The organism is Agrobacterium sp. CMT1 (genome assembly GCF_037203725.1).
Taxonomy (GTDB): domain Bacteria; phylum Pseudomonadota; class Alphaproteobacteria; order Rhizobiales; family Rhizobiaceae; genus Agrobacterium; species Agrobacterium pusense.
In genome coordinates this window covers 276,102-302,439 of record NZ_JBBCAR010000002.1, presented here as the reverse complement: position 1 = coordinate 302,439, position 26,338 = coordinate 276,102, and the positions used below count along the sequence as shown (strand labels likewise).

At 59.0% G+C, this 26,338-nt stretch carries 29 protein-coding genes; 17 read left to right on the top strand and 12 right to left on the bottom strand.

What is annotated here, in order from left to right:
- Positions 1 to 22 precede the first annotated feature (22 nt).
- Complete coding sequence (locus WA845_RS04165; RefSeq protein ID WP_112556174.1) at positions 23 to 211, top strand: DUF1508 domain-containing protein; 189 nt, start codon at positions 23 to 25, stop codon at positions 209 to 211.
- A 173-nt stretch (positions 212 to 384) separates the two neighbouring features.
- Positions 385 to 1,482: a glycoside hydrolase family 25 protein gene (locus WA845_RS04160; RefSeq protein ID WP_060942483.1), complete on the top strand. Its 1,098-nt coding sequence runs from the start codon at positions 385 to 387 to the stop codon at positions 1,480 to 1,482.
- Between the two features lie 13 nt (positions 1,483 to 1,495).
- Here the strand turns inward: WA845_RS04160 and WA845_RS04155 are convergent, their stop codons facing one another.
- Entirely contained in the window at positions 1,496 to 2,371 is an 876-nt protein-coding gene (locus WA845_RS04155; protein ID WP_112556172.1) for an EamA family transporter, read from the bottom strand.
- Positions 2,372 to 2,475: 104 nt separating this feature from the next.
- Between WA845_RS04155 and WA845_RS04150 the strand changes: the two genes are divergently transcribed.
- Both WA845_RS04150 and WA845_RS04145 read left to right on the top strand, forming a co-directional pair.
- Positions 2,476 to 3,933: an aminotransferase class I/II-fold pyridoxal phosphate-dependent enzyme gene (locus WA845_RS04150; protein ID WP_112556028.1), complete on the top strand. Its 1,458-nt coding sequence runs from the start codon at positions 2,476 to 2,478 to the stop codon at positions 3,931 to 3,933.
- A gap of 57 nt (positions 3,934 to 3,990) precedes the next feature.
- On the top strand, positions 3,991 to 4,308 hold the full coding sequence (locus WA845_RS04145) for a hypothetical protein (RefSeq protein ID WP_004439319.1): 318 nt from the start codon (positions 3,991 to 3,993) through the stop codon (positions 4,306 to 4,308).
- 77 nt (positions 4,309 to 4,385) lie between these two features.
- On the opposite strand, the gene WA845_RS04140 is transcribed toward WA845_RS04145, so the two are convergent.
- Positions 4,386 to 4,844: an Rrf2 family transcriptional regulator gene (locus tag WA845_RS04140; protein ID WP_072493836.1), complete on the bottom strand. Its 459-nt coding sequence runs from the start codon at positions 4,842 to 4,844 to the stop codon at positions 4,386 to 4,388.
- Positions 4,845 to 4,996: 152 nt separating this feature from the next.
- Here WA845_RS04140 and WA845_RS04135 point away from each other — a divergent pair, with 152 nt between their 5' ends.
- Positions 4,997 to 5,884, top strand: a complete 888-nt coding sequence (locus WA845_RS04135; protein ID WP_112556027.1) for an FAD-dependent oxidoreductase — start codon at positions 4,997 to 4,999, stop codon at positions 5,882 to 5,884.
- Here the strand turns inward: WA845_RS04135 and WA845_RS04130 are convergent, their stop codons facing one another.
- Positions 5,885 to 6,661: an AraC family transcriptional regulator gene (locus WA845_RS04130; protein WP_037089616.1), complete on the bottom strand. Its 777-nt coding sequence runs from the start codon at positions 6,659 to 6,661 to the stop codon at positions 5,885 to 5,887.
- A gap of 94 nt (positions 6,662 to 6,755) precedes the next feature.
- Between WA845_RS04130 and WA845_RS04125 the strand changes: the two genes are divergently transcribed.
- Positions 6,756 to 7,163 carry a DUF2000 family protein gene (locus WA845_RS04125; RefSeq protein WP_112556025.1) on the top strand — a complete coding sequence of 136 codons (408 nt, stop codon included), beginning with the start codon at positions 6,756 to 6,758 and terminating at the stop codon, positions 7,161 to 7,163.
- 71 nt (positions 7,164 to 7,234) lie between these two features.
- Here WA845_RS04125 and lepA read toward each other — a convergent pair whose 3' ends face one another.
- The 3 genes from lepA to WA845_RS04110 all read right to left on the bottom strand — a co-directional run bounded on the left by lepA (position 7,235) and on the right by WA845_RS04110 (position 10,609).
- Positions 7,235 to 9,061, bottom strand: a complete 1,827-nt coding sequence (lepA, locus tag WA845_RS04120; protein WP_004439328.1) for a translation elongation factor 4 — start codon at positions 9,059 to 9,061, stop codon at positions 7,235 to 7,237.
- A gap of 73 nt (positions 9,062 to 9,134) precedes the next feature.
- A complete protein-coding gene (locus WA845_RS04115; protein WP_035206605.1) occupies positions 9,135 to 10,004 on the bottom strand; it encodes a carbon-nitrogen hydrolase family protein in 870 nt (289 codons plus the stop codon).
- On the bottom strand, positions 10,001 to 10,609 hold the full coding sequence (locus tag WA845_RS04110) for a GNAT family N-acetyltransferase (RefSeq protein WP_162719259.1): 609 nt from the start codon (positions 10,607 to 10,609) through the stop codon (positions 10,001 to 10,003). Before WA845_RS04110 ends, WA845_RS04115 begins: the two co-directional genes overlap by 4 nt.
- Positions 10,610 to 10,681: 72 nt before the next feature.
- On the opposite strand from WA845_RS04110, the gene WA845_RS04105 reads away from it, so the two are divergent.
- The 3 genes from WA845_RS04105 (at position 10,682) to WA845_RS04095 (ending at position 12,292) form a co-directional block, all read left to right on the top strand.
- Positions 10,682 to 11,083 carry a ketosteroid isomerase-related protein gene (locus WA845_RS04105; RefSeq protein WP_004439334.1) on the top strand — a complete coding sequence of 134 codons (402 nt, stop codon included), beginning with the start codon at positions 10,682 to 10,684 and terminating at the stop codon, positions 11,081 to 11,083.
- A gap of 89 nt (positions 11,084 to 11,172) precedes the next feature.
- Positions 11,173 to 11,754, top strand: a complete 582-nt coding sequence (locus WA845_RS04100) for a helix-turn-helix domain-containing protein (RefSeq protein ID WP_112556021.1) — start codon at positions 11,173 to 11,175, stop codon at positions 11,752 to 11,754.
- A gap of 19 nt (positions 11,755 to 11,773) precedes the next feature.
- Positions 11,774 to 12,292, top strand: coding sequence for a GNAT family N-acetyltransferase (locus WA845_RS04095; RefSeq protein WP_022555450.1), 519 nt, complete (start codon positions 11,774 to 11,776; stop codon positions 12,290 to 12,292).
- 18 nt (positions 12,293 to 12,310) lie between these two features.
- On the opposite strand, the gene WA845_RS04090 is transcribed toward WA845_RS04095, so the two are convergent.
- A complete protein-coding gene (locus tag WA845_RS04090; protein WP_112556168.1) occupies positions 12,311 to 13,384 on the bottom strand; it encodes a poly(ethylene terephthalate) hydrolase family protein in 1,074 nt (357 codons plus the stop codon).
- 140 nt (positions 13,385 to 13,524) lie between these two features.
- Between WA845_RS04090 and WA845_RS04085 the strand changes: the two genes are divergently transcribed.
- Complete coding sequence (locus WA845_RS04085; RefSeq protein ID WP_162719258.1) at positions 13,525 to 14,619, top strand: helix-turn-helix domain-containing protein; 1,095 nt, start codon at positions 13,525 to 13,527, stop codon at positions 14,617 to 14,619.
- A 7-nt stretch (positions 14,620 to 14,626) separates the two neighbouring features.
- Here WA845_RS04085 and WA845_RS04080 read toward each other — a convergent pair whose 3' ends face one another.
- Complete coding sequence (locus WA845_RS04080) at positions 14,627 to 15,730, bottom strand: TRAP transporter substrate-binding protein (RefSeq protein ID WP_004439343.1); 1,104 nt, start codon at positions 15,728 to 15,730, stop codon at positions 14,627 to 14,629.
- Between the two features lie 185 nt (positions 15,731 to 15,915).
- Positions 15,916 to 16,389 (bottom strand): group III truncated hemoglobin, encoded by a 474-nt coding sequence (locus WA845_RS04075; RefSeq protein WP_044459978.1) that lies wholly within the window; start codon positions 16,387 to 16,389, stop codon positions 15,916 to 15,918.
- Between the two features lie 140 nt (positions 16,390 to 16,529).
- Here WA845_RS04075 and mbfA point away from each other — a divergent pair, with 140 nt between their 5' ends.
- Positions 16,530 to 17,513, top strand: coding sequence for an iron exporter MbfA (gene mbfA / locus WA845_RS04070; RefSeq protein WP_006699734.1), 984 nt, complete (start codon positions 16,530 to 16,532; stop codon positions 17,511 to 17,513).
- Between the two features lie 58 nt (positions 17,514 to 17,571).
- Here mbfA and WA845_RS04065 read toward each other — a convergent pair whose 3' ends face one another.
- Entirely contained in the window at positions 17,572 to 18,186 is a 615-nt protein-coding gene (locus WA845_RS04065) for a transglutaminase-like cysteine peptidase (RefSeq protein ID WP_004439350.1), read from the bottom strand.
- Between the two features lie 118 nt (positions 18,187 to 18,304).
- Positions 18,305 to 19,093 carry an alpha/beta hydrolase gene (locus WA845_RS04060; RefSeq protein WP_112556017.1) on the bottom strand — a complete coding sequence of 263 codons (789 nt, stop codon included), beginning with the start codon at positions 19,091 to 19,093 and terminating at the stop codon, positions 18,305 to 18,307.
- A 186-nt stretch (positions 19,094 to 19,279) separates the two neighbouring features.
- Between WA845_RS04060 and infC the strand changes: the two genes are divergently transcribed.
- The 6 genes from infC to pheT all read left to right on the top strand — a co-directional run bounded on the left by infC (position 19,280) and on the right by pheT (position 25,213).
- Positions 19,280 to 19,816 (top strand): translation initiation factor IF-3, encoded by a 537-nt coding sequence (infC, locus tag WA845_RS04055; protein WP_004439353.1) that lies wholly within the window; start codon positions 19,280 to 19,282, stop codon positions 19,814 to 19,816.
- A gap of 184 nt (positions 19,817 to 20,000) precedes the next feature.
- The gene (gene rpmI / locus WA845_RS04050) at positions 20,001 to 20,204 is read left to right on the top strand and encodes a 50S ribosomal protein L35 (protein WP_003493355.1); all 204 of its coding nucleotides are present in this window, start codon (positions 20,001 to 20,003) and stop codon (positions 20,202 to 20,204) included.
- Between the two features lie 40 nt (positions 20,205 to 20,244).
- A complete protein-coding gene (gene rplT, locus WA845_RS04045) occupies positions 20,245 to 20,649 on the top strand; it encodes a 50S ribosomal protein L20 (protein WP_003493358.1) in 405 nt (134 codons plus the stop codon).
- 162 nt (positions 20,650 to 20,811) lie between these two features.
- Positions 20,812 to 21,690 (top strand): lipopolysaccharide kinase InaA family protein, encoded by an 879-nt coding sequence (locus WA845_RS04040; RefSeq protein ID WP_037089609.1) that lies wholly within the window; start codon positions 20,812 to 20,814, stop codon positions 21,688 to 21,690.
- The gene (gene pheS, locus WA845_RS04035; RefSeq protein ID WP_004439367.1) at positions 21,683 to 22,765 is read left to right on the top strand and encodes a phenylalanine--tRNA ligase subunit alpha; all 1,083 of its coding nucleotides are present in this window, start codon (positions 21,683 to 21,685) and stop codon (positions 22,763 to 22,765) included. The genes WA845_RS04040 and pheS overlap by 8 nt, the downstream gene beginning before the upstream one ends.
- 24 nt (positions 22,766 to 22,789) lie before the next feature.
- Positions 22,790 to 25,213 (top strand): phenylalanine--tRNA ligase subunit beta, encoded by a 2,424-nt coding sequence (gene pheT / locus WA845_RS04030; protein WP_112556015.1) that lies wholly within the window; start codon positions 22,790 to 22,792, stop codon positions 25,211 to 25,213.
- 53 nt (positions 25,214 to 25,266) lie between these two features.
- On the opposite strand, the gene WA845_RS04025 is transcribed toward pheT, so the two are convergent.
- On the bottom strand, positions 25,267 to 26,268 hold the full coding sequence (locus tag WA845_RS04025; protein WP_044459966.1) for an aldo/keto reductase: 1,002 nt from the start codon (positions 26,266 to 26,268) through the stop codon (positions 25,267 to 25,269).
- Positions 26,269 to 26,338: the final 70 nt, after the last annotated feature.

Sequence of the window (26,338 nt, the reverse complement as noted above, 5' to 3'; positions counted from 1 at the left end):
GCGCGAAGGAGCCGCAAAGCCCATGTACAAATTCGAGATCTATCAAGACAAAGTCGGAGAATTTCGCTTTCGCTTCAAGGCTTCGAACGGCGAGACGATGTTTGTCTCTGAAGGCTATAAGGCCAAGGCCTCGGCCATTCACGCGATCGAGTCGATCAAGAGAAATTCCCCCGGCGCCGATACCGTTGATCTCAGCACCATGACGGCCTGAGTCGTACAATGAGAACCGGAATGCAATTTACCTGCCAGAAACGAAGGCGCATTGGTGGGTGCCGGCGTAAAGATAAGATTCAGTCTTTTTTGATAATCTTCCGTTAGCATTTGTATTTCGAGGTCTCCGGGTGGCGCCAGTGCGTCCCCGATTTGTTTTGCGTACGGGTTCTCATGCGTTCATCGGCTGTGCCAGCACTTCTTTTCGGTTGCCTTCTGCTTGGCGGCTGCACGTCCAGTTCCGGTCCGGAAAGCCTGGTTGCTGGCTTGCCGTCGAAGGAAACCACGAGTTCTGTCACGCCATCAGCGCCGGTGCCGCAGGCAAGCGTCGGCTCGCAGCCGATAACCGCTCAACCGCGGCAGGAAGTACTGGCCTGGGGTGGGCCGGTGCCGGAAGAGCCCAAGGCTTTTTCCGCCGTCACGCCGAGGGCGTCGCTGCCGCAGGATGCGCCTGAAATCCGTTTGCCGGTCCCGCCGCAGGCCGGGATGATACGGCCGGCCGAACGGCCGATGGAGCGCCCGGTCCAATTGGCCATGGCGGCGGCTCCGGCGGCGAGCGCCGGTGCGCAGATCCGCTCGCGCATTTTCCGTTCCAGCTTCAGCGATGCGAAACCGATCAATTTCGGCCGGGTTCAGCCGCGGCATTTCCAGGTGCACGGCGTGGATGTGTCGCGCTGGCAGGCCAATATCGATTGGCCGTTGCTGCGCACCCGCGGGGCCAACTTCGCCTTCATCAAGGCCACGGATGGCGGCGATCACCTTGATCCGATGTTCCGCACCAACTGGCAGGGTGCAAAGGCCGCGGGCATCCGCCGTGGCGCCTATCACTTCTTCTACTGGTGCCGTTCGGCCAGCGAACAGGCAGACTGGTTCATTCGCAACGTGCCACGCGATCCCGACGCGCTGCCACCGGTGATCGATGTGGAATATAACGGCGAGTCGAGCTGCAAGATGCGCCATTCCCGTGAGCGCGTTCTGGAAAAGATGCGCGTCTTCATGAACAAGCTCGAGCGCCATTACGGGCAGCGGCCAATCATTTATACCGCGCCGGATTTTTACAAGGATAACCTGACCGGCGAGTTCCAGGACTATCCTTTCTGGCTGCGCGCCGTCGCCCAGCACCCATCGGTGGTCTATCCCGGTCGCAAATGGCTGTTCTGGCAATATTCCGGCTCGGGCCTGTCACATGGCGTCGATGGCCGCATCGATCTCAATGTCTTCAACGGCAGCGAAGATGCGTGGCACCGCTGGGTGGATCGCCGTTCCAGCTGAAGGATCGCCCGTGTCAGCGCGCGAATCTTCTGGCGCCCGCGACGCACAGCACCACAACCAGCGTAACGGCAATCATGGCAGGGCTTACCTCTTCGTGCAGCAGGGTTGCGGCAAGCGCGAGGCCGAAGAACGGCTGCAGCAGCTGCAATTGTCCGACTGCCGCAATGCCGCCCTGCGCCAGGCCGCGATACCAGAAGATGAAGCCGATCAGCATGCTGAACAGGGAAACATAGGCAAGGCCGCCCCAAGCCTGGGGATCGATGCCGGCAAGCGTTTGCGGCCCTGTGAAAAACGCGAGCGGCAGCATCACCGGCAGGGAGAGAACCAGCGCCCAGGAAATGACCTGCCAGCCCCCCAGTCTGCGGGAAAGGGCGGCACCCTCTGCATAACCAAGTCCGCAGACGATGATTGCGCCGAGCATCAGGAGATCACCGGCAAGCGAGGCCTCAAGCCCGGTCGAAAATGAATTCCACATCGAAAAGCCCGCCACCAGGGCGCTGCCCAAGCAGGAAAACAGCCAGAAGGCCGGGCGCGGGCGCTCTCCTCCGCGCAGAACCGCAAAGATTGCGGTGGCCAGCGGCAACAGCCCGACAAAAACAATGGAATGCGCCGAGGTAACGTGCCGGAGGGCAAGCGCCGTCAACAGCGGAAAGCCCACGACAACCCCAAGCGAGACGATGAAGAGCGATGTCAGATCATGGCGCGCCGGGCGCTTTTGCCTGAAAACAAGCAGCAGCACCACCGCCAATAGACCCGCAATGCTGGCGCGGGCCACAGTCAGGAACACGGGATCAAAACCCGTCACCGCAACGCGCGTGGCGGGCAGCGAGCCGCTAAATATCACCACGCCCGTCAGACCGTTGAGCCAGCCGCTTGTCGCCTTGTCCATCGTCATCTCCTGCATTTTGTCCTTCTTCCTCCGGAACTGCTGGCGGCAACAGCGACAGTCATGTACAATTTAAAGAAACTGTTATGGTTGATGTTCCAGTACGGATGGAGAGAGTTGTGGACGGGCGGCTTTCAACCCTCGCGCAGATCGAGCCCGGTACGCGCATAGAAAAGGTCATGGCGAGCATTCGCCAGCGCATTGCTTCGCGCAGCCTCGTTCCAGGCGCGCGCCTGCCTTCGGTGCGCGGGCTGGCGAAAGCCATGCAGGTTTCCACCTCCACTGTTGTCGAAGCCTATGACCGGCTGGTGGCCGATGGCACGATAAGCTCGCGGCCGGGCTCCGGATTTTTTGTAGCCGGTCCGCTTGCGCCTCTGTCTCTCGCCGATATCGAGCCCCGGCTGGACAGGGCGGTGGACCCGCTATGGGTATCCCGCCAGGCGCTGGATGAAGGGTCCGTCCTTGCCAAGCCCGGTTGCGGCTGGCTTCCCGCGTCCTGGATGCCGGAAGAGGCAATGCGGCGGGCGATCAGGGGGCTTGCGCGCGCGGATGCCGCCCTGCTGACGGATTATGCGAGCCCGATGGGGCTTCTGCCGCTGCGGCAGCTCCTGTCGCGCAGGCTGGCCGATCACGGGGTTCAGGCCGGGGCCAGCCAGATCATGCTGACCGATTCCGGTACCCAGGCAATCGATCTCCTGTGCCGCTTTTTGCTGCAGCCTGGAGATACGGTAATCGTCGATGATCCATGTTATTTCAATTTCCACGCCCTTTTGCGCGCGCACCGCGTCAGGGCCATTGGCGTGCCCTATACACCTACAGGGCCGGATCTGCCGATTTTCGAGCAGGCGCTGAAAGAGCACCGGCCACGGCTCTATATCACCAATTCCGCGATCCATAATCCCACTGGCGCGCGGCTCTCCGCCGTTCATGCCCACCGTTTGTTGATGTTGGCCGAACAGTCGGGACTGACCATCATTGAGGATGATATTTTCGCCGATTTCGAAACTCAGGCCGCCCCGCGTCTGGCGGCTTTCGACGGCCTGAACCGCGTTGTCCAGATCGGTAGTTTTTCAAAAACACTGTCGGCTTCCGTGCGCTGCGGTTTCATAGCAGCGCCCCTGGCGTGGGTGGAAGCGTTGACCGACCTCAAGATCGCCACCGCTTTTGGCGGAGCGCATTTCTCAGCCGCGCTGGTCCTGTCGCTTCTGACGGATGGCAGTTATCGCAAACATGTCGAGGCGCTTCGTCTGCGGCTTGCGGCGGCGATGCCGGAGGCGGCGGCGCGCCTCGTCTCACTTGGATGCGTGCCGTGGATCGAACCGCAGGCGGGCATGTTTTTATGGTGCCGCCTGCCGGAAGGCGCGGATGCTGCCGATGTGGCGCGCCGCGCGCTCGCGCAGCAGTTGGTGCTCGCACCGGGGAATGTGTTCAGTTCCTCGCAGAGCGCGTCCGGTTTCATGCGTTTCAACGTGTCGCAAATGGGTGGTCCACACGTCATGACCGTGCTTGCAGATGCTCTTCGTCAGCCGCCGTTTCACCTTCGTCCTGACCGCAGGGGCGGCTGATCGGAACAAAATCGCGGGAACGTCGTTTTCTCGGCAGAATGAAGAGGAGGAAACACCATGACATTCGATCCCAACAACCCGCGTCCGGACCGCGATCTTCGTCCGGAACTGAATATCAACAACGAACCGCGTGCCCGCACCTCGTCGTCCTGGGTGCCGTGGCTGGCAATCATCGTCGTCGTATTGGTGGGCGTCTTCGCCTGGTCGCAGATGAGCGGCCCGACCACCGATCCGGCCACGACGTCGTCCACTACGCCGCCCGCTGCGACGGACCAGGCGCCGGCACCGATGGCACCGACTACCCCGGCAACGCCGCCGGCAAATAACGCCGCCCCGGCAAGTCCGAACACGGGTGGAACCCAGACCCAGCCTTAATGGCTGACTGGACATGATGAAGCCGCCTGCTTCCGAGCAGGCGGTTTTTTCGTTTGCACAATCGCTGGTTTACTCGCTCAGAGCTGGTCCATGGCGGAAGGATGATTGGAGACTTTTGACCAGCGGGTGATCGATTCTGCCGCCAGCGCCGAAAGCGTAATATTCCCGAAGCGGGATAACAAAATGCTCTCCGCCTCGGTCATGGCCTCGAAAAGTGCAGCATTGACTGCCTGTTCAATAACACAATCCGGATTGTCACCTGCCAGACCGATAGAGAACAGGTCGGGTGCGCCAAGCGCTCTGTAGATATCGAGTAATGTAATCTCATTGAGTGGGCGCGCCAGAACCCATCCTCCGCCATGTCCTTTTTCGGAAGAAACATATCCCTGCTCGCGCAGGCCCGCCATCGTCCTGCGCACCACCACGGGGTTAGTCTGCAACATGGCTGCGATACTTTCCGAAGTCGCCGCGCCCTCATGTTTTTCCATATGGATCAGAATATGCAGCACCCGGGAAAGTCGCGTGTCGTGTCTCATTGTTGAAGCCCGCCTGTTTGCATTCACGCTTATCACCCTCCGACTGATGTAACAATATAAGTTGCATGACCATTGACTCGATCTTTCATGTAACAATATAAGTGACATGATATGGACCGGGGTTACGGTCGGTCTCAAACCATGGGTGCATCATGAAATTCGACGTGATCATAATTGGCGGCAGTTACGCCGGGTTATCCGCCGCCCTGCAGCTGGGCCGCGCAAGGAAGCGGGTTCTCGTGGTGGACGCAGGCGAAAGACGAAATCGCTTTGCCAGCCACTCTCATGGTTTCCTTGGGCAGGACGGCAAGGCGCCCGGCGAGATCGTGAGCGAGGCGCGCAGCCAGATCGAGCGCTACCCGACGATCGAGTGGGCGCGGGGCAGGGTAACGGATGCGGAAGGGACTTTTGGTGACTTTGAGGTTAAAATCGATGGCGGCCGCCGTGAAAGCGGCGCCCGTCTCATTCTCGCCATGGGCGTCACCGACGAACTTCCGGATATAGTCGGGCTGAAGGACCGCTGGGGGTCCTCTGTTTTCCACTGCCCATATTGCCATGGCTACGAACTGGATCACGGAAAGATCGGCGTTATCGCGGCTTCACCTCTGGCCATACATCATGCACTGATGCTCCCGGACTGGGGGGAGACGACCTTCTTTACCAATGGCGTCTTCGAGCCGGATGCTGATCAGGATGCGCTTCTGTCTGCTCGCGGGGTCCATGTGGAAAAAACGCATATCCGGGAAATCGCCGGACATGCGGATATCGCTCTGGTGGATGGGCGCAATATTACGCTGGCGGGCCTTTTCACCCAGCCGAAATTGCGTATCGCCTCAGACTGGGTAAAAAAACTTGGCTGCGCCATCGAGGAGGGACCGATGGGATCGACCGTCGTTACCGATCCGATGAAACAGACCACCATAGCCGGCATATTTGCCTGCGGCGATGTGGCAAGGGCTGCCGGCTCTGTCGCCCTTTCGGTTGGCGACGGCGCAATGGCCGGTGCGGCGGCGCATCGGTCGATCCTGTTTCCGCAATGATCAGTGTGAAACGAGGTTGAGCCAGCGCCCCGGTGGCATGCCGAAGGCATTTTTGAAATGCCGCGTGAAATGTGCCTGATCCGCGAACCCGCAGGCGAAGGCTGTTTCCGCAAGGCTGCCACCGGCCCGCATCATCTCCTTGCATTTTTCCAACCGCCGCATGATGAGATAACGGTGCGGGCTCGTTCCGAGCAGGAAACGGAAATGCCGAAAAAGCGTAAAGCGGTCGAGCCCGCTTATCTCTTCCAGCTCTTCCGATCCCACGGTTGCGGCGCTGTTCTCCAGCAGGTAATTCCTGCACCGCAAGACGGCGGCCCTGTCAACTCGCTTGATATTCCCAGTTCTTTCATTCGAATGTTTGCAGAGCAGATCCGCAAGTCGCGCCTGCCAGTCTGTCACAAGTAGATTGTCCGGCTCGCTTTCGAGGTTGGCAAGCACTTCGATCAGGCATAGGCGAAAGGCCTCGTCCTCGATAACGGGATGTTTGGAAAAAGGCAGCGACTTATGTCCTGCCTGCATCATCTTTTCAGGCGGAAGGTAAAGCATGCGGTAGCGCAGGCCCTCATCCGTGCCGGCGCCGCCATCGTGAACTTCGTCGGGATGCAGCACGATCACATTTCCGGGCATGCTGAAATGCGATGCGCCACGATAGGAAAAGGTCTGAACGCCTGAGAGCGTAACGCCCAGCGCATAGGTATCATGCCGGTGCGGCGCGTAAGCATTACCGTGAAAGCGCGCTTCTATGCGCTCGAAACCGTCGCTCGCGGGGGCCTGCACGATGCCCTCGAATTTGCACGAACGTTCAAGATCGGTGGCATGCAGAGGCTGTAGGATTGCTTCTCGTTCGTAACCACAGCCAGATTGAGTTCGCATGTTTGATACCAAGATCGCCGTCGTCCTTCGTGACGACCTTGCCGTTTGGCAAAAATTGAACGTCACCGCATTTCTCATGTCCGGGATCGTAGCCCAGACCGGAGAGATCATCGGGGAACCATACCGCGACAGGGCGGGGAACGTCTACAATCCTCTGTCTGTCCAGCCGATTGTCGTGATGGCCGCGGATCAGGAGGCGTTGCGCAAAATCCATCAGCGTTCTCTTGAGCGTGATGTCACGACATCGCTTTATATCGAGGAAATGTTCTCCACCGGACACGACGCGGCGAACCGTCAGGCCTTCTCGGAATTTTCTCCGGAAACCGCAAAGGTTGTCGGAATGGCGCTTAGAGCCGATAAGAAAATCGTCGACAAGATTACAAAAGGCGCGAAGCTGCACGCCTGAGAACGGTGTTTTTGAAAGGAAAAGGGAGGCCGTAAGCCTCCCTTTCAAAAGCAATCGCGGTACTTCGCCGCTTATTCGTCGTTCATCTTCAGAGCGGCGATAAAGGCTTCCTGCGGAATTTCCACCTTGCCGAACTGGCGCATGCGCTTTTTGCCTTCCTTCTGCTTGTCCAGAAGTTTGCGCTTGCGTGTGGCGTCGCCGCCGTAGCACTTCGCCGTTACATCCTTGCGCAACGCGCGCACGGTTTCGCGGGCGATGACCTTGCCGCCGATGGCGGCCTGGATCGGGATCTGGAACATGTGCGGCGGAATGAGTTCCTTCAGCTTTTCGCACATGCCGCGCCCGCGCCGGTCGGCCGCAGAGCGGTGCACCAGCATGGAGAGCGCATCGACGGGATCGCCATTGACGAGGATCGACATCTTGACGAGATCGCCTTCGCGATAGTCGATGATGTTGTAGTCGAACGAGGCATAACCCTTGGAGATCGATTTCAGACGGTCGTAGAAATCGAACACCACTTCGTTGAGCGGCAATTCATAGGTGATCATCGCGCGGTTGCCGACATAGGTCAGCTCGGTCTGCAGGCCACGCCGGTCCTGACAGAGTTTCAGGATGCCGCCGAGATATTCATCCGGCGTCATGATCGTCGCCTTGATCCAGGGCTCTCGGATTTCCTTGATCTTCACCACGTCGGGCATGTCGGCCGGGTTGTGAAGTTCCTTTTCCGTGCCATCCGTCAGCGTCATTTCATAAACGACCGAAGGCGCTGTCGCGACGAGATCGAGATTGAATTCGCGCTCGAGGCGTTCCTGAATGATTTCGAGATGGAGCAGGCCCAGGAAGCCGCAGCGGAAACCGAAGCCGAGAGCGGCAGACGATTCCATTTCGAAGGAGAAGGAGGCGTCGTTAAGGCGAAGCTTGCCCACCGCCGCGCGCAAATCTTCGAAGTCGGCCGCATCGACCGGGAAGAGGCCGCAGAACACCACGGGCTGCGCGGGTTTAAAGCCGGGCAGGGCCTGCGCCGTCGGGCGCTTGTCGTCGGTGATGGTATCGCCAACGCGTGTATCGGCCACCTCCTTGATCGAGGCGGTGATGAAGCCGATCTCGCCGGGGCCGAGGCTATCGACATTGACCATCTTCGGGGTCAGGACACCGACGCGCTCGATGCCGTATTTCGCGCCCGAGCCCATCATGCGGATCTGCTGGCCCTTGCTGAGCACGCCATCGATGACGCGCACCAGAACCATGACGCCGAGATAGGTGTCGTACCAGCTGTCAACAAGCAGCGCTTTCAGCGGCCCGTTTTCGCCGACATCGCTCTTCGGCGGCGGCAGGCGGTGGACGATGGCTTCCAGAACATCGGGAATGCCAAGACCTGTCTTGGCGGAAATCATCACGGCGTCGGAAGCGTCGATGCCAATGACTTCCTCGATCTGTTCCTTGATGCGGTCGGGTTCGGCCGCCGGCAGGTCGATCTTGTTAAGAACCGTGACCAGCTCATGATTATTGTCGATTGCCTGATAGACATTGGCGAGCGTCTGGGCTTCCACGCCCTGCGAAGCGTCGACCACCAGCAGCGAACCTTCGCAGGCCGAAAGCGAGCGGGAGACTTCATAGGCAAAGTCGACGTGGCCGGGCGTGTCGATAAGATTAAGCACATAGGTCTCGCCGTTATTCGCCTTGTAATGCAGGCGCACGGTCTGAGCCTTGATCGTGATGCCGCGCTCGCGCTCGATATCCATCGAATCGAGGACCTGTTCCGACATGTCGCGTTCGGCGAGGCCGCCTGTCGACTGGATCAACCGGTCGGCCAGCGTCGATTTGCCGTGATCGATGTGGGCAACGATCGAAAAGTTGCGGATATGGTCCAGGGGCGTGCGGGTCGAATTTGTGCTCATGTTCCGCGCTATAGCAGGGGCTTGTCATGCCGCAAAGCGGGAATTTGGTTAAAAGCCTTTTAAAATCGGCTTTTCAGATCGCAAATTGCTCCGGCCAGTCACGGCGGGTGGCCACCTGTCCTTCGGTGCGCAGCCTTGCCACTGCGGCAAGATCGATATCGGCGATCAAAAGGCTGCTTTGCGTCACCGCATCACTTTCGCTTTCCGCGACGATGCCGGATGCTGGCATGCCGTAGTCCGACGGCACGTAAAGGGCAGCGCGACCACGATTTTCATCGACGGCCGGGGACCATGGCGCTTCCCCGGCGGTGGGCGATGACAGGACGGCATACTGGTTTTCCAGCGCCCGCGCCTGCGCGCCGATGCGGACCCGATAGGCACCCGCGAGGGTATCGGTGCAACTGGGCGCGAGGACCAGTTCGACGCCGAGTTCCGCCAGCCTGCGGCCAAGCATCGGGAACTCGTTGTCGTAACAGATGAGAATGCCCAGCCTGCCGATCTGCGTATTAAACGCTTTAAGGCCCTCGACGCCGGCATGGATGTTCCATTGCTCCCGTTCGAAGCGGGTCATGATCTGCTTGTCCTGATAACCGATCAGGCCATCCGGACCGAAAAGCCACGCGCGATTGCGGAATTTGCCGTCCGGGTCCTTCACAGGCGCGCTGCCGGGCTGGAACAGAATTTGATGTTGCCGCGCCAGCTCCTCGCATAGCTCTACCCAGGAGGGGATCATCGGCTGTATCTCTTCGATGGAACGGTGCAGATCAGAACGGATGTCGGGTGGCAACTGACCGGTCAGCGTCATAGCCGAATATTCCGGCAGCAGCAGCAGTTCTGCGCCCTCGCTCTTGGCCTCGCGGACAACGGCGGACAGATGGGCGGTATAGGCCTCCCATGTCTCGATCAGCTCGATGGCATATTGGCTGGCGGCGAGGCGTGTCATGTGTCTCCATCTCCGGCAAGGATGGTCTTCATCCAGAATGACAGGGGTTTGGGGCTCTCGGTGCTTTCGTCGAGGTCCTGCCAGATGAAGCTTGTATGCAGCTCGGGGTGGTGGCGATAACCGCGCTTTTCCCAGAAGGCATTGAGCGGCACGTAATCCGTCGGCCGGCGGGGATGGTCGGCAGGCCGCTCGACAGCGCAGAAGGTGCACTGGTTGAAGCCGAGCCGCTTTGCATGTGCCTCCCGCTCCTCGAAGAAGCGCACGCCGACGCCGTGGCCGCGATAGCCGGGAAGCAGCACGCTTTCACCGAAGTAGAATACCCGGTCCGGATCGTAGCCTGCTTCCACGAATGGCGTTTTCACCTCGTCGGTTTCGGCGGCCATCGGCATGCCGGTGGACATGCCGACCACTCTGCCGTCATCGAGCGCCAGCACGAAGATCGCCCCGTCCGTATCGGCATAGGTCGCAAGATATTTGCGCTCATACTCCAGCGAGCCGTCATAGAGATACGGAAAGGCGCGAAACACCTCGATCCGCAGGCGCGCGAGGTCATCGAAATAAGGTGTGGCGTCAATGCCGGAAAGAGACTTGATTTCGACGGTCATGGGCATTTTCACTCTCGGTTGCACTGGTTATACCGTCATGGAACACCCGCGCAAGCATGAACGGAGAAGACGATGACCGCTGCCGAGACCATCCGCGCCTATTACGATGCCTTCAACCGCCAGGATATGGATGCCTTCCTGGCGCTGCTTCACGATGAGGTGGTGCATGACATTAATCAGGGCGAGCGCCAGACCGGCAAGGCCGCCTTTGCGTCCTTCATGGATCATATGAACCGCTGCTATAAGGAAAACCTTACCGATATGGTGATCATGGCGAGCGAGGATGGAAAGCGCGCGTCCGCCGAATTCATTGTCAATGGCGAATATCTCAAGACTGACGAAGGGTTGCCCGAGGCGAACGGTCAGACATATGTGCTGCCGGCCGGCGCCTTTTTTGATCTGAAAGATGGAAAGGTTAGTCGAGTAACGAACTACTATAATCTGAATGACTGGATTGCCCAGGTTGGCGCCTGACGCCTATTTGCCGTGAAGCACCCGACGGCAAAATGACAATTTCCACTATGAAGGATATTGACTCCATCATGTGAGAGTGAAATTCTCATATGATGGAAAACGAAGATCACATTCTCGAACGCTCGATCGGCGAGCGTATCAAAACGTTGCGGGCTGAAAGCGGCCTGACGCTGGACAGGCTTGCATCCGAATCGGGCGTCAGCCGCGCCATGATTTCCCGTATTGAAAGGGGAGAGGCGAGCCCCACCGCGTCGCTGCTCGCTCGCATCTGCGCGGCATTTGGCCTGTCGCTCTCCGGTTTCTTCGCCGAAAATGAGGAAACCGTTTCTCCGCTGGTGAGAAAGCGCGACCAGCAGCTCTGGAAAGATCCCGAGACAGGCTATGTCCGCCGCGCCATTTCCCCGCCGCGTGTAGGATCGGATGTTGATATTGTCGAAGTCGAATTTCCAGCCGGCGCGCGCGTCGGTTTTCCGCCGCATGCGGCAAGCCGGGGCATGACGCAATATGTCTGGCTTTTCGAAGGCGTGCTGGAAATGACGAACGGCGGAAACGTTCACCGGCTGGAGCCGGGCGATTGCCTTTTCATGCCGGTCGGAGAAGGGCACGTCTTCCACAATCCTTCCGAAAAACCTGCCCGTTATGCCGTTGTGCTGGATCAAAGACAGCGCTGATTTCCCCACAGGAGTTTTTATGACCATCATCCGCATGTTGAACGGGCAAGAGACCATCGATGCCCTGCCAGAACTCTGCGAAGTCCTAGCCGCCTGCGTGAACGGCGGCGCCTCCGTCGGCTTCATGTTGCCCTTTTCCCCGCAGGATGCCGAACCCTTTTGGCGATCCGTGGCTGAAGCGGCAGGTCAGGGTGCGACTATTCATGTGGTAGCGGAAGTGGATGGCAAGGTAGTCGGCACCGTGCAGGTGGGGCTCGCCTCCAAACCCAACCAGCCACATCGCGGCGATCTGATGAAACTTCTCGTGCACCCATCCGCCCGAGGCCTTGGCGTCGCCCGCAAGCTCATGCAAAGGGTGGAGGAGGAAGCGGCAAAACGTGGCCGTACCCTTCTGGTTCTGGATACGGCAACTGGCAGCGATGCAGAGGCGATTTATCCCCGTCTCGGCTGGGAACGGGTCGGCGTCATTCCGGATTACGCCCTGTTTCCGGATGGACGCTTTTGCAGCACGACCCTGTTCTATAAGCGGATCGGCTAGGCCTTTGAGACTGCGGCCTCACTGGCCCGGCTTCAGCGTGCGGTTGAAAGCTGTAAGGATCATCGTCTCCAATTGTGCGTGAATATCCGCGCGGTCTCGTGGTCCGGCCGGTTCGCAGATCGGATCACGCTCGCCGATGGATTTGAGAAATGCATCGGCATCCGGTTTGCAGAGGGGCAGGAAGCTGAAATGGTTGGCGTCGTCCACCCGCAGATAGGTCGCGCCGGGCACGTCGTCTGCGAGTTTATCCGCAAGCACGGCCGGCGGAATTTTACCTTTGCTGCCGAGATTGATGAAGGTCAGCGGAATATCGATCGCTTTCAGGCTCTCCGGTTTGAAAGCCAGCGCCAGGCCGGGATCAACCAGCACGGCGGAACGGATGCGGGGATCGCGGTTCTGCTGCTCGAAATGGGCCTTGTCGAGGGTTTTGATATCCAGCTTCGGAACGCTGACCGGCTCGCCATTGAGGTAACCCCGGCCGCCGGCGAACCACTGGCAATCCATCATCGAAGAATAGTCCTCGCAATAGCGGGCATAGGCATCGAGATCGGCGCGCGCACCCGCAATCTCCATCGCCGCGCTGCCGCCCAGCGAGAAGCCGAGAACGCCGATCCTCTTCGTGTCGATCGCATTCGACCACTTGCCTTCTGCCGTCATGACCGTAATGATCGTTGAGAGATCGTCTGTTCGCTCCCAGATTTTCGGCGTATCGGCGGGCGTGGAATCGCCGCTGGTGGTGCCGGGATGGTTGGTGCCGGCGACGATGAAACCCTCGCTCGCAAGCTTCGCGGCGATCCATGCCATGCCGGACACTCTTGAACCCGAGCCGTGGGACAGAAGCACGAGCGGCAAGCGGCCCGTTTTCACCGCACCATCCTTGAACACGGGCGTGCCCTGAAAAATTCGGTCCTCGCCGGAAGGCGCCTGTGTGCCCTTTCCGTCAGATGGATACCAGACGGTGAGAGCGAGGTCTTTGCCGCGAGCTGGCGAATGGACGGTAGTTTCGCTGATGCCGACGGCGTCCGCCGCAAAAACCGGTTGAGTGACGAAAGCGGAAAATAACATGGTCGCTATGGTGGTGACAGGGCGCATGAAAACCTCGTGTTTCTGGGAAGAACGGGGCTCAATCTGCGCCGCCACGTATTTTTTGCGTCCTTGATCGCGTTAAAGGTCGTACCGAAACGCGATCTGGTCCATGAAGTGCGACAAGGTTTCGCTCCGGGATGGTTATCGTGCTTTTCATTCCCCTGCCTTTCGTCGTGGCGCTGTTGTTGGTGGTCATGTTCATCGTCTTCTTTCGAAGCGGAGACGATGTGCGGACAAACCGCGTATTTTTGGCGCTTATCGCCCTTTGCGCCTTGCAGTCTGTGCTCGTCGGCCTGCGCTGGGGATATGGGGTGAGCCTGGTTCGGTACGTGCTGCCGGTTTTGGCCGCCTGCCTGCCACCACTTGTGTACATTGCCTTTCGTGGCCTGATGAAGGTGGGGCCGGAAAGCAGAAGAGCCATGCTGGCAAGCCTCGTCCTGTCCCCTCTGCTGATCATTCTTCTGGAATTCACATTCCCGGTCGCTATCGATCTTGGCCTGATTGCCCTCTTCGTTGGCCATGCCACCGCCCTGCTGCTGCTCGGAAGAAAAGGGCCTGATGGGCTGGACGAGGCGCAATTTGCGAGCGTCGCTTCGGCACACAAGGCGCTGATCATCGCTGCTGCGGCGCTGTGCGTTTCCGCGATGTTCGATCTTCTGGTGTTTCTCGATTTCGAATGGGCACATGGCGAGAACGTCGCGGCGCTCGTCAGCAACGCCAATCTTTTCGGCCTGTTGCTGATCGGGCTGATGGCGGCCATGGCCGGGAAAAGCAAGGCGTCGCAAGCGGCCGCGGAGCCGCCGGCAGAGGTGCCGCCTCCTTCGGAACCAACACAACAGGACCGCGAGATTGTTGCGGGCCTCGATCGCCTGATGACGTCGCAGGCGCTCTACCGCGACGAAAATCTCAACCTGTCGCGCCTAGCAAAACGCCTCGGCCTGCCGAGCCGGCAGATTTCGGGTGCGATCAATCGTTCGCTTGGCGTCAACGTCTCGCAATATGTCAACCAGCTGCGCATCCGCGAAGCCTGCCGGTTGCTGGAGGAGACGGATCAATCGGTGACATCGATCATGTTTTCTTCCGGCTTTCAAACCAAGTCCAACTTCAACCGGGAATTTCGCCGCGTCACCGGCATGAGCCCGGTCGACTGGCGGGAACGGCAGGTTTGGAAACTGGTCTCCCCCAACAAAACAGCCACCCGGCAGATGCCGGATGACCGTTTGAAGATCGTCGGGAAATGATTGTCGATCAGAGCGTGCCGTTACGCTGCTGGATCATCATGTAGGTGTCATAGGTGTATTCGGCGATCTGTGCCCAGAGATAGGCATCCTTCTTGAAGGCCTGCTGGCTCTCGTAGATTTTCTTGAAGCTCTCGTTCTTGGCCGAAATCTCCGCGTAGGTTTCCTGCGCCGCTTTGTGGCAGACATCGAGGATTTCCTGGCTGAAGGGGCGCAGGATCGCGCCCTGCGCTACCAGTTCCTTCAGCGCCTTCGGATTGCGTGCATCGTAGCGTTCCAGCATGCTGGCGCTGCCCGCGGCGCAGGCGTCTTTCAGGATGCGCTTGTAGTTTTCCGGCAGTTCGTTGAACTTCTGCAGGTTGACGAAGGCATGAACGGCCGGGCCGCCTTCCCACCATGCGGGGTAATAGTAATATTTCGCGACCTTGTAGAAGCCGAGCTTCTGGTCATCATAGGGGCCGACGAACTCGGTGGCGTCGATCGTGCCCTTTTCGAGCGCGGCGTAGACATCGCCGCCGGCGATCTGCTGCGGCGTCACGCCAACCTTCTGCATCACCTGGCCGGTAAGGCCGGCAATACGCATCTTCAGACCCTTGAGGTCGTCGATGGTGTTGATTTCCTTGCGGAACCAGCCGCCCATCTGGGCACCGGTGTTGCCGAGCAGGATCGAGTAGATATTGTGCTGGGCAAGGAACTCATTGAGCAGCTCGTTGCCGCCGGCCTGGTTGAACCAGGCATTCGTCTGGCGCGCATTGAGGCCGAAGGGAACCGAGGTCCCGAGCGCAAAGGTCGGGTCCTTGCCAACGTAATAATAGGCGCATGTATGCGCCATTTCGACGGTTCCGGCCGTCACCGCGTCCGCAGCCTGCAGGGCCGGCACGATCTCTCCGCCCGCGAAATGCTGAATGACGAAATTGCCGCCGGAAGCTTCCTTAACGTGATCGGCGACGATCTGGCCCGCGCCGAACAGAATGTCGAGGCCCTTGGTGAAGGACGACGTCATGCGCCAGGTAATCTTGGGATTTTCTTGTGCGATGGCCGGAGCGGCCAGCGCCGTTGCGGTAACACCGGCGCCCACGGCGCCAGCCTTGCGGATAAATGATCTGCGATCCATGTCGATAAGCCCTGCTATGCTTCATATTACAGGCGAACCGCACGGTACGCCTCCCGCCGGCTACTAAACATTTATCCTTGCGGCCATCAAGAGGGAATGTTCGAAACCTGCGCGCTCCTGCGCGGCGCTTCGTCATAGTTCCAACTCTGCAATCAGGTGCCGTACCCAGGCCCCGCGCCTTGCGGTTAAGACGACGATCGCGTCAACGCGGGATCATCGAGCGCCGGATTGTAAAAGAGCGAGAGCGTCAGGCTTCTGGCGATGCGTTCAGCGGTTTCCATAAACCAGTCGTGCGCCTCTCTGCCCGGTGCAATGTCATCGAGTGTGGCGGAAAACAGCGCAAGCCATTGGGGGAAAAGCTCGGCGGTCATGCCTTTTACGCCAAGATGGGCTTGGACCGGCTTGCCGCCATAGCCGCCATTCTTGAACGCGACGGCCGCCCAGAACTGCTTCATCCTGGCCATATGTTCCGGCCAGCGGCCTGCAAGCCGCGCATCGAAAACGGGCCCGAGCGCGGGGTGCTTCAGCACGCGACCGTAAAATGTTTCCACCAGCAGATCGATGAAACGGGCATCCACACCGATAGCCGCCATCGCTTTTTCTGCCCTGTCCTGAATTTCTGCGCTGTGGGCGGCTCTTGCCGCGGCTGGGTTCTGCATCATCGATCCTTTCCCAACGAATTTACGCCGCTGCGCTGCCATCGGCAATGCGGCGCTTTGACTGATTAGAATTATTCTAAGATGGCTTGATCGCGGGGTGATGCGGATGTATTTAGAATTATTCTAAAAAGGTTTCAGCCATGTTCCACAGTCTTTTCTCGCTTTCCAAACGTCCCTTTTCCTCCCTCAGCGAACAGGAAATCCTGGCGCTCGCCATCTCGTCGGAAGAAGATGACTCTCGCATCTACCGCTCCTATGCCGATCACCTGCGCGCGCAATATCCTCAATCGGCGAAGGTTTTTGACGACATGGCCGAGGTCGAGCAGCAGCATCGAAACGTGTTGATCGACATGCATCGCCGCCGCTTCGGAGAAACCATACCGTTGATACGCCGGGAACATGTGCGTGGTTTCTACGAACGCACACCGGACTGGCTGGTGAAGAATCTCTCACTGGAAAAAATTCGCGCCCAGGCGGAATTGATGGAAGCGCAGGCAATCCGTTTTTATGACGAAGCCGTCAAGCGCACCACGGATGCCTCGACGCGCAAGTTGCTCGGTGATCTGGCGGAGGCAGAGCGCGGCCACGAGGATATCGCGCATATGCTCGAGGAAAAACATCTCGATGAAAACGGCAGAACGGAAGAAGAGGAGACCGCCAAGCGTCAGTTCCTCCTGACCTATGTGCAGCCGGGTCTCGCCGGGCTTATGGACGGTTCCGTGTCGACGCTGGCGCCAATCTTTGCAGCGGCCTTTGCCACACAGGATACCTGGCAGACCTTCCTCATCGGTCTTTCCGCCTCCGTCGGCGCGGGCATCTCCATGGGGTTTACGGAAGCCGCTCATGACGACGGCAAGCTTTCCGGTCGAGGCTCGCCACTGAAGCGCGGCCTGGCATCGGGCATCATGACGGCCATTGGCGGCCTCGGCCACGCGCTGCCCTATCTCATCCCGCATTTCTGGACAGCCACGGCTATTGCCGCGATCGTTGTTTTCGTGGAACTCTGGGCTATCGCCTTCATTCAGAACCGCTTCATGGAAACGCCATTCCTGCGCGCCGTCTTTCAGGTGGTCCTCGGTGGCTCATTGGTGCTGGCGGCCGGCATTATCATCGGCAATGGCTAAAAGGCAAAAGCCCGCGGCGCGTGCCGCGGGCTTTTCGATATAATCGATTTCATGCAGATCAGCGCAACGCGCCGACCAGAACGTCCCGACCATCCTCGATGGAAACCCAGCGGCCCGTATTAAAGGACGCCTGCCGCTTCAGATAGGTGTAGTTTGTGTCGGTCCAGAGCTTCACGTCGTCGGTGAGATTGTCGAGAATATAGTCGCCATCCGTGGTGCGAAGGGTAAGCACCGCATGACCTTCACCATCAGGCTTGCGAACGACTGTTATCAGCAGGTCGGCCACGGAAAATCCACGCTCGATCAGCTTCTTGCGCTTCAGCAGTACGAAATCTTCGCAATCGCCGGCGGTTGTCGGGTATTCCCAGACCTCGTCCTTGCCATAAATTTCCTGGTCGGTCATCGCCACGATGGTCGTGTTGACGGAGGTGTTGACCTCGCGAATGACGCCCCAGCCATAGTCGGTGACGCGTGGCGGCGGCGTCGCCTTGCTGCGAATGTTGCACTCATCGGCATATTTTTGACAGAACTCGTAATGGCCGATCGGCTGGGAGGTGATCCCGCCCGTCACCATGGAAGGGCTTCCCTTGGTTTCCGCCATGGCGGAGGCAGCAGTCATTAGCCCGGCGGCAACTGCAGACAGCAGCGCACGCGCCAGCGGTGCGTTCATCATGAAACCCGTCCCTTAATTCTTAATGAAAAGTTAAGAGAGTTGGGGGGCAGGAGTCAATCTTTAGCAATCAATGGCGCGCAAGACTCGTTGAATATGGTTAAGAGCGTTGCGGAAATGCCTATGTTGCAAGGGCTCTAACCGCCGTGAGCATCCTTTCAATGTCCTGTGGCCGGGAGAGCCGGTGGTCGCCGTCGCGGATCAACGTCAGAACCACGTCGTCGGCTGGCAGGTGTTCCAGAAGTTTCAGCGCGTGTTGATAGGGCACGTCGGGATCGCGCATGCCCTGCAGGATGTGAACGGGGCAACCGGTGGTGATGATGCCCTGCAACACGCGGTTCTGCCGGCCGTCTTCCATGAGCGCGCGGGTGAAGATGTTGGGCTCGGGACTGTATTCCGAGTGCTCCTCGAAATATCCCCTCTCCAGCAGCGATGTCTTTTCTGCCTCCGTCAGGCTGGGCTCTATCAGTTCCGCAGTGAAATCGGGCGCAGGCGCGATGAGGATCAGGCCTGCGACGGATGGGGCACCACCTGTCTTTCGCAGTTCCTCAACCATGCGCAAGGCGATCCATCCACCCATCGAAGAGCCGACGAGAATGACGCTCGACTGTGCCTTTGCACGCACTACGGCGAGAGCCTCTTCCAGCCATCGGGAGATCGTGCCTTTTTTGAAATCTCCGCCGGACGCGCCGTGGCCGGAATAGTCGAACCGAAGGCAGGCAAGGCCGTTTTCCGCTGCAAAGCGATCCAGTTCGACCGCCTTTGTTCCGGTCATGTCTGAACGATAGCCGCCGAGCCACACCAGCATGGGTGCGCTTTTGCCGGAAATCGCCGGACGATGGAGAATGGCAATCTCGCGGCTGTCGTTATCGGGACCTACGCGCAGGAATTCGGCGGCTTGTTCGCTCATGTATATGCAATTCTCCTGATTTTAGTGAACAACGGCGGCGTATTTGCAAAAACCGTGACAACAGGTGATCTTTTCGGGCAGATATGCTATTGACTTCGCCACGGCAATAACGACATTTCCGCCGCTTGTACCAAACAAGCTGTTTTTTGCCGACGTGATCCAGAAACAGATCAGGAGAATACGACCATTCGCAGACCTTTCAAAGCCGATGCCCCCGTCAAGGAGGGGCCGCGCTCCAACCGGGAAATTCGGGTTCCCAGAGTTCAGCTTATTGATGAAGAGGGCCAGAACCTCGGTAGCATGCCGACGGATCAGGCATTGAAACTGGCGGAGGAGGCCGGTCTCGATCTCGTTGAGATTTCGCCGAACGCTGAACCGCCGGTGTGCAAGATCCTCGATCTCGGCAAACTGAAATACGCGACCCAGAAAAAGGCCGCTGAAGCGCGCAAGAAACAGAAGATCGTCGAAGTCAAAGAAATCAAGATGCGCCCTAACATCGACACGCATGATTATGACGTGAAGATGAAGGCGATGGGCCGTTTCTTTGAAGATGGCGACAAGGTGAAGGTGACGCTGAAGTTCCGTGGCCGTGAAATGGCTCACCAGGAACTGGGCATGAAGCTTCTTCTTCAGGTGAAGGAAGACACTCAGGCGATTGCCAAGGTGGAGGCCGAGCCGAAGCTTGAAGGCCGTCAGATGATGATGGTTCTCGCGCCGAAATAACTTATACCGCCACAGAACTGGCGTAATGAGCCGCACGGGGAAGTTCGCTTTCCCCGTTGCGCTTTTAACCGACTGCGGTTATAAGCGCGCGTCCGAACGGTCCGGCAGGGCATGCCGAGGCCGTTCCTGAATAGCTTGAAATAGGCCTCGTCTGCCTGTTTCGATACAAAAACGGAGTAGCAAAATGCCCAAGATGAAGACGAAGTCCGCTGCAAAGAAGCGGTTCAAGATCACTGCAACCGGCAAGGTTGTTGCAGCCGCCGCCGGTAAGCGCCACGGCATGATCAAGCGTACCAACAAGTTCATTCGCGACGCGCGTGGAACCATGGTTCTCGCCGAAGCTGACGGCAAGAAGGTCGTCAAGAACTACCTGCCGAACGGTCTCTGAGACTTTTCCGCATTTTTGGACACTTTAAGGAGATCATGACATGGCACGCGTAAAACGTGGCGTAACTTCCCGCGCCAAGCACACCAAGACACTCAAGGCAGCCAAGGGTTTCTACGGCCGCCGCAAGAACACCATCCGCGCAGCAAAGGCTGCCGTGGATCGTTCCAAGCAGTACGCTTACCGCGACCGCAAGGTCAACAAGCGTAACTTCCGCGCTCTTTGGATCCAGCGTATCAACGCTGCTGTCCGCGAATTCGGCCTCACCTATGGCCGCTTCATCGACGGCCTGAACAAGGCTGGCATCGAAGTGGACCGCAAGGTTCTGTCCGACATGGCTATCCATGAGCCGGCAGCATTCGGCGCGCTCGTCGAAGCAGCGAAGAAGGCGCTTGAGTACCTCAAGGATGCTGGTACGGCCAACGAGTTTGAAACCGCTGTAAAGTAATTACGGCGCGGACAATCTGTTGTTCATTTGAACCCGCGTCGGGCAACCGGCGCGGGTTTTTTCTTTTCAGCTGCCATACATTTCTATCGGCGTTTTTTAATTTAGAAATTTAGAAGAGTTGGAGTATTCACGCCGTTTGAAGCGAAACCTTTGGTGGACGAAATGCAGGTCAATAAAAGTGAGGTTGTGGAAGCGGAAGGTTTTCGCGTTCATCTCGACGACGATGACATCGCAATCGTGATGCGTGTCCTCCTGAAAAGTGACCGTCGCATTCAGAAGGTTGAACTCTCGCAGCTGACGGTGTGGATCAAACGGCAGGGCACGGAGCGTGTGACGTGGTGGATGAAAATTCAGAAGCTGCTGTCAAAACTGCTGCCCTACGCTTTTCTTCGCCCTTCCGAGCCGCTTGATGGCGCGGGCCTCATGCAGCGAGAACTGGAAACCTTGCAGCAGTTCCAGCAGCGCGGCTTCCCGGTTCCGCCGCTGATCTACTCATCCCGCACGGCCGTGGTGCTGGGAGATGTAGGCCCGACGCTCATGGAGCGCATGGATGCCCTGAAGGCCTCCGATCCGATCGAGCATGACGCCCTGCTTGTTAAATCCGCAGAAGCACTTGGCGAGCTGCATGCCGCAGGCCTCTGCCACGGCCGCCCGCATGTACGAGACTTCTTCTTGAAGGATGGCCGTATCGGTTTCATGGATTTCGAGGAGCGCCCTCAGGATGTCATGCCGCTGGAAACGGCGCAGGCTCGTGATATCTGGCTGCTGTTTCTGCAGGTTGCCACGCGCGCCAATGATGCCCCCAAAACCCGCGACGCCGCCTTTTCGCGGTGGCTCGAAAATGCTCCACCCCGCGCACTGGAAGAATTAACCCGCTTGACCCGCATTCTCGGGCGTTTTTTACCGCTTGCCCGGTTGATCGGGCGCGTGCGGATGGGTAGTGATCTGCGACGCTTTATCATGGCGACCGACTATCTGATGAATGCTGTGAACACCGACGCCGCTGTTAAAAAATCCGGCAAGGCAGGAAAAGATGACTGAACTTGATACCTTGAAATCGCAATTGATGTCGGAGATCGCCGCCGCTGCCGATGAACCGGCCATCGAAGCCGTGCGCGTCTCCGCGCTTGGCAAGAAGGGCTCGGTTTCGGAGCTTCTGAAGACGCTTGGCAGCATGAGCCCGGAGGAGCGCCAGACCCGCGGCGCCGCCATTAATCAGCTCAAGACCGAAATTACCGACCTTATCGGCGAGCGCAAGAACGCGCTGAAAGACGCCGCCATCGCCGCGCGTCTCAAGGCCGAAACGGTGGACGTCAGCCTGCCCGTCCGCCAGTCTCCGGCAGAGCGCGGCCGCATTCATCCCATCAGTCAGATCGTCGACGAAATCACTGCCATCTTCGCGGATATGGGTTTCTCCATCGCCGAAGGTCCTGACATCGAGACTGACTATTACAACTTCACGGCACTGAACTTCCCGGAAGGCCACCCGGCCCGCGAGATGCACGATACCTTCTTCTTCCAGCCGGACGAAAAAGGCGAGCGTAAGGTGCTGCGCACCCACACCTCACCGGTGCAGATCCGCACCATGGAGAGCCAGAAGCCGCCGATCCGCATCGTCATCCCCGGCAAGACCTATCGCCAGGATTCCGATGCCACCCATTCGCCGATGTTCCATCAGGTCGAAGGTCTTGTCATCGACAAGAAGGCGCATGTCGGCAATCTGCGCTGGATTCTTGAGGAGTTCTGCAAGGCCTTCTTCGAGGTCGACAGCGTCGTCATGCGCTTCCGCCCGTCCTTCTTCCCCTTCACGGAGCCAAGCTTCGAGGTGGATATCCAGTGCGACCGTTCCGGCCCCATCGTCAAGTTCGGCGAGGGCAAGGACTGGATGGAAATTCTCGGCTGCGGCATGGTGCACCCAAACGTGCTGCGCGCCGGCGGGCTGGATCCGGATGAATATCAGGGCTTTGCCTGGGGCATGGGTCTCGACCGCATCGCCATGCTTAAATACGGCATGCCCGATCTGCGCGATTTCTTCAACGCCGATGTCCGCTGGATGAACCATTACGGGTTCCGTCCGCTCGACATGCCGACGCTGTTCGGCGGTCTGAGCGTTTAATCCGGTTAGCCAAGGAGCAAAGACATGAAATTCACTCTTTCCTGGCTGAAAGAGCATCTCGATACCGATGCGACGCTGGACGAGATCTGCGAGCGGTTGACGGCGATTGGCCTTGAGGTCGAGGATGTTGACGACAAGGCGGCCTACAAGCCCTTCGTCATTGCCAAGGTGGTTTCCGCCGACAAGCACCCGGAGGCCGACCGCCTGAAAGTTCTGATGGTTGATGCGGGTGACGGCAAGCCGGTGCAGATCGTCTGCGGTGCACCGAATGCGCGCGCTGGGCTCGTCGGTGCGCTCGCACGTCCCGGCACCTATGTCCCGGGCATCGATGTCACGCTCGCCATCGGGAAGATTCGCGGTGTGGAAAGCCATGGCATGATGTGCTCCGAAAAGGAGCTCAACATTTCCGACGATCACGACGGCATCATTGACCTGCCGGCGGATGCGCCCGTCGGTACTTCCTTCGCATCATATGCCGGCCTCGATGATCCTGTCATCGAGATCAATCTCACGCCCAATCGTCCGGACTGCACCTCGATCTACGGCATTGCGCGTGATCTCGCGGCCTCCGGTCTCGGCAAGCTCAAGACAAAGCCTGCACCCTCCTTCAAGGTGGAAGGAGCAACGCCCGTCGATGTCAAGCTGGAACTGGACGATCCCGCCCTCTGCCCTGGCTTTTCGCTACGCATCGTGCGCGGTGTGAAGAACGGCCCCAGCCCGAAATGGATGCAGCAGCGTCTTCTGGCGATCGGCCTGCGTCCGATCAATGCGCTTGTTGATATCACCAACTACATGACCTTCGATCAGGGCCGGCCGATGCACGTCTTCGACGCCGCCAAGGTCAAGGGTGATCTGACCGTTCGCCGCGCAAAGGAGGGTGAGACGATCCTCGCGCTCGATCAGCGTGAATATAAGCTCGGCCCGAACAATGTCGTCATCGCCGATGAAAAGGGCCTCGAGTCTATCGGCGGCGTGATGGGTGGCGAACATTCCGGCTGCGACGAAAACACCGTCGACGTGCTGATCGAATCCGCCCTCTGGGACCCGATCAACATTGCCAAGACCGGCCGTTCGCTCGGCATCATCACCGATGCGCGCTACCGTTTCGAGCGCGGTGTCGATCCGGAATACATGGTTCCGGGCCTGGAGCGGACCACCGAACTGGTTCTGGAGCTCTGCGGCGGCGTTGCCGGCGAAGCCAAGGTCGTTGGTTACAAGGGATATCAGCCCAGGGTCGTGGATTTCCCGCTTGCGGAAGTGAAGCGGCTGACGGGGCTCGAAGTCTCGGCTGAAGAGAGCCTGGCCATCCTCAAGGGCCTGGGTTTTGGGGTCGAGGGAACGGGCGAGCGCGTATCCGTCACTGTGCCGTCCTGGCGCCCGGATGTCGACGGCAAGGCTGATCTGGTTGAAGAGGTCATGCGCATTCATGGCGTTGACAATATCAAGCCGGAACCGCTGGAAAGCTTCGGTGCCGTCAACGGTCGCATCCTGACCACGCTGCAGGTCCGCACGCGCACCGCGCGCCGTGCGCTGGCAAGCCGCGGCATGCTGGAGGCCGTCACATGGTCCTTCATTCCGGAAGCGCAGGCGAAGCTATTCGGCGGCGGCTCGCCGGCGCTGAAGCTCGCCAACCCGATTGCGGCCGATATGTCGGATATGCGGCCCTCGCTGCTGCCGGGCCTGCTGACCGCCGCACAGCGCAATGCCGACAAGGGCTATGGTGACGTCGCAATCTTCGAGGTCTCCGGCACCTATGAAGGCGACACGCCTGAGACGCAGCGCCGTGTTGCTGGCGGTGTTCGCCGTGGCACGGCCTCGCTCGCTGGCAGCGGCCGCATGTGGTCCAATGCGTCCAAGGGCGGCGGCAAGCCCGTGGATGTCTACGACGCAAAGGCGGATGCACTGACGGTGCTGGAAGCCTGCGGCCTCCCCATGGCCAATGTCCAGATCGAGGCAGGCGGGCCTGCCTGGTATCATCCCGGCCGCTCCGGCACCATCAAGATGGGCCCGAAGGTCGTGCTTGGTTACTTCGGTGAATTCCATCCGAAAACACTGTCCGATCTGGATGTGTCGGGTGTCTATTGCGGTTTCGAGATTTATCTCGACGCCATGCAGGAGCCGAAGAAGAAAGCCACCCGCACCAAGCCTGCGCTCGAACTTTCCCCCTTCCAGGCGGTCAAGCGCGACTTCGCCTTCGTGGTCGACAAGGCCGTAGAGGCGGGGGCGATCATCAAGGCTGCAACGAGCGCTGATCGCAAACTGATCACAGGCGTCAATGTCTTCGATATTTTCGAAGGCGCATCGCTCGGAGAAAACCGCAAGTCGGTCGCCATCGAAGTGCAGATTCAACCGGTCGACAAGACTCTGACCGATGAGGATTTCGAAGCCTTGACGGCCAAGATCGTCGGCAATGTCGAGAAATCGACAGGCGGCGTTCTGCGCGCCTGACGTCGGATAACAGATTGAAAAAAGCCGCGGCAACCACCGCGGCTTTTTGTTTTTTAACGATTGGCCATCTGTGACATGCGTTCGGGATAACGTTCGCCCGCAACCTTGGACGGAGCCAGCAACGCGCCAAGGCTTTCGACTTCTTCCGGCGTCAGGGACACATCAGCGGCCGCGACGTTTTTCTCCAGATTGGCAATCTTCGTGGTGCCCGGGATCGGTACGATGAAATCCCCCTGCGCCAACACCCAGGCCAATGCCAGTTGCCCGGCAGTCACACCCTTTTCGGCAGCCATGTCTTCCAGAAGTCTGACCAGCGCCAGGTTCGCGTCGAAGTTTTCACCCTGGAAACGCGGCAGGCCACGCCGGAAATCATCAGCTGCAAGTCCGTCCAGCGATTTCAGCGCTCCGGTCAGCGCACCGCGCCCAAGCGGGCTGAATGGTACGAAACCGATGCCAAGCTCACGGCAGGTATCCAGCACGCCATTTTCTTCCGGGTCGCGGGTCCACAGCGAGTACTCGCTCTGAATGGCGGCAATCGGGTGGGTGGCGTGGGCTTTTCGGAGCGTTTCGGCACTGGCTTCGGAAAGGCCGAGATGTTTTACCTTGCCCTGCTTCACCAGTTCCGCCATCGCCCCAACAGTTTCTTCGATTGGCACATCCGGGTCGACACGGTGCTGGTAAAAGAGGTCGATGGCGTCAACGTCGAGGCGCTTGAGGGAGGCTTCGGCGACGGCACGAACATTTTCCGGTCGACCGTCCGTTCCCACCATCATCTGGCCCGCGGGTTTGCTGCCATCAATCTTGAAGCCGAACTTGGTGGCAATCACCACCCTGTCACGGTAAGGCTTCAGGCCCTTGCCGAGGAGAATTTCGTTCGTGTAGGGCCCATAAACTTCCGCCGTATCGAAAAATGTAACGCCGAGGTCAACAGCGCGATGCAGCGTCGCGATCGCACTGCTTTCATCACCGGTCGGGCTATAGGCATGGGTCATTCCCATGCAACCGAGGCCGAGCGCCGATACGGTCAGATTGTCTCCAAGGGTTCTGCTTTTCATCTGTTCGTCCTTCCATAAGGAACCGCCCGTCATCAGGGCGTGATGGGAACATAGCGAATGAGAGCAGGAA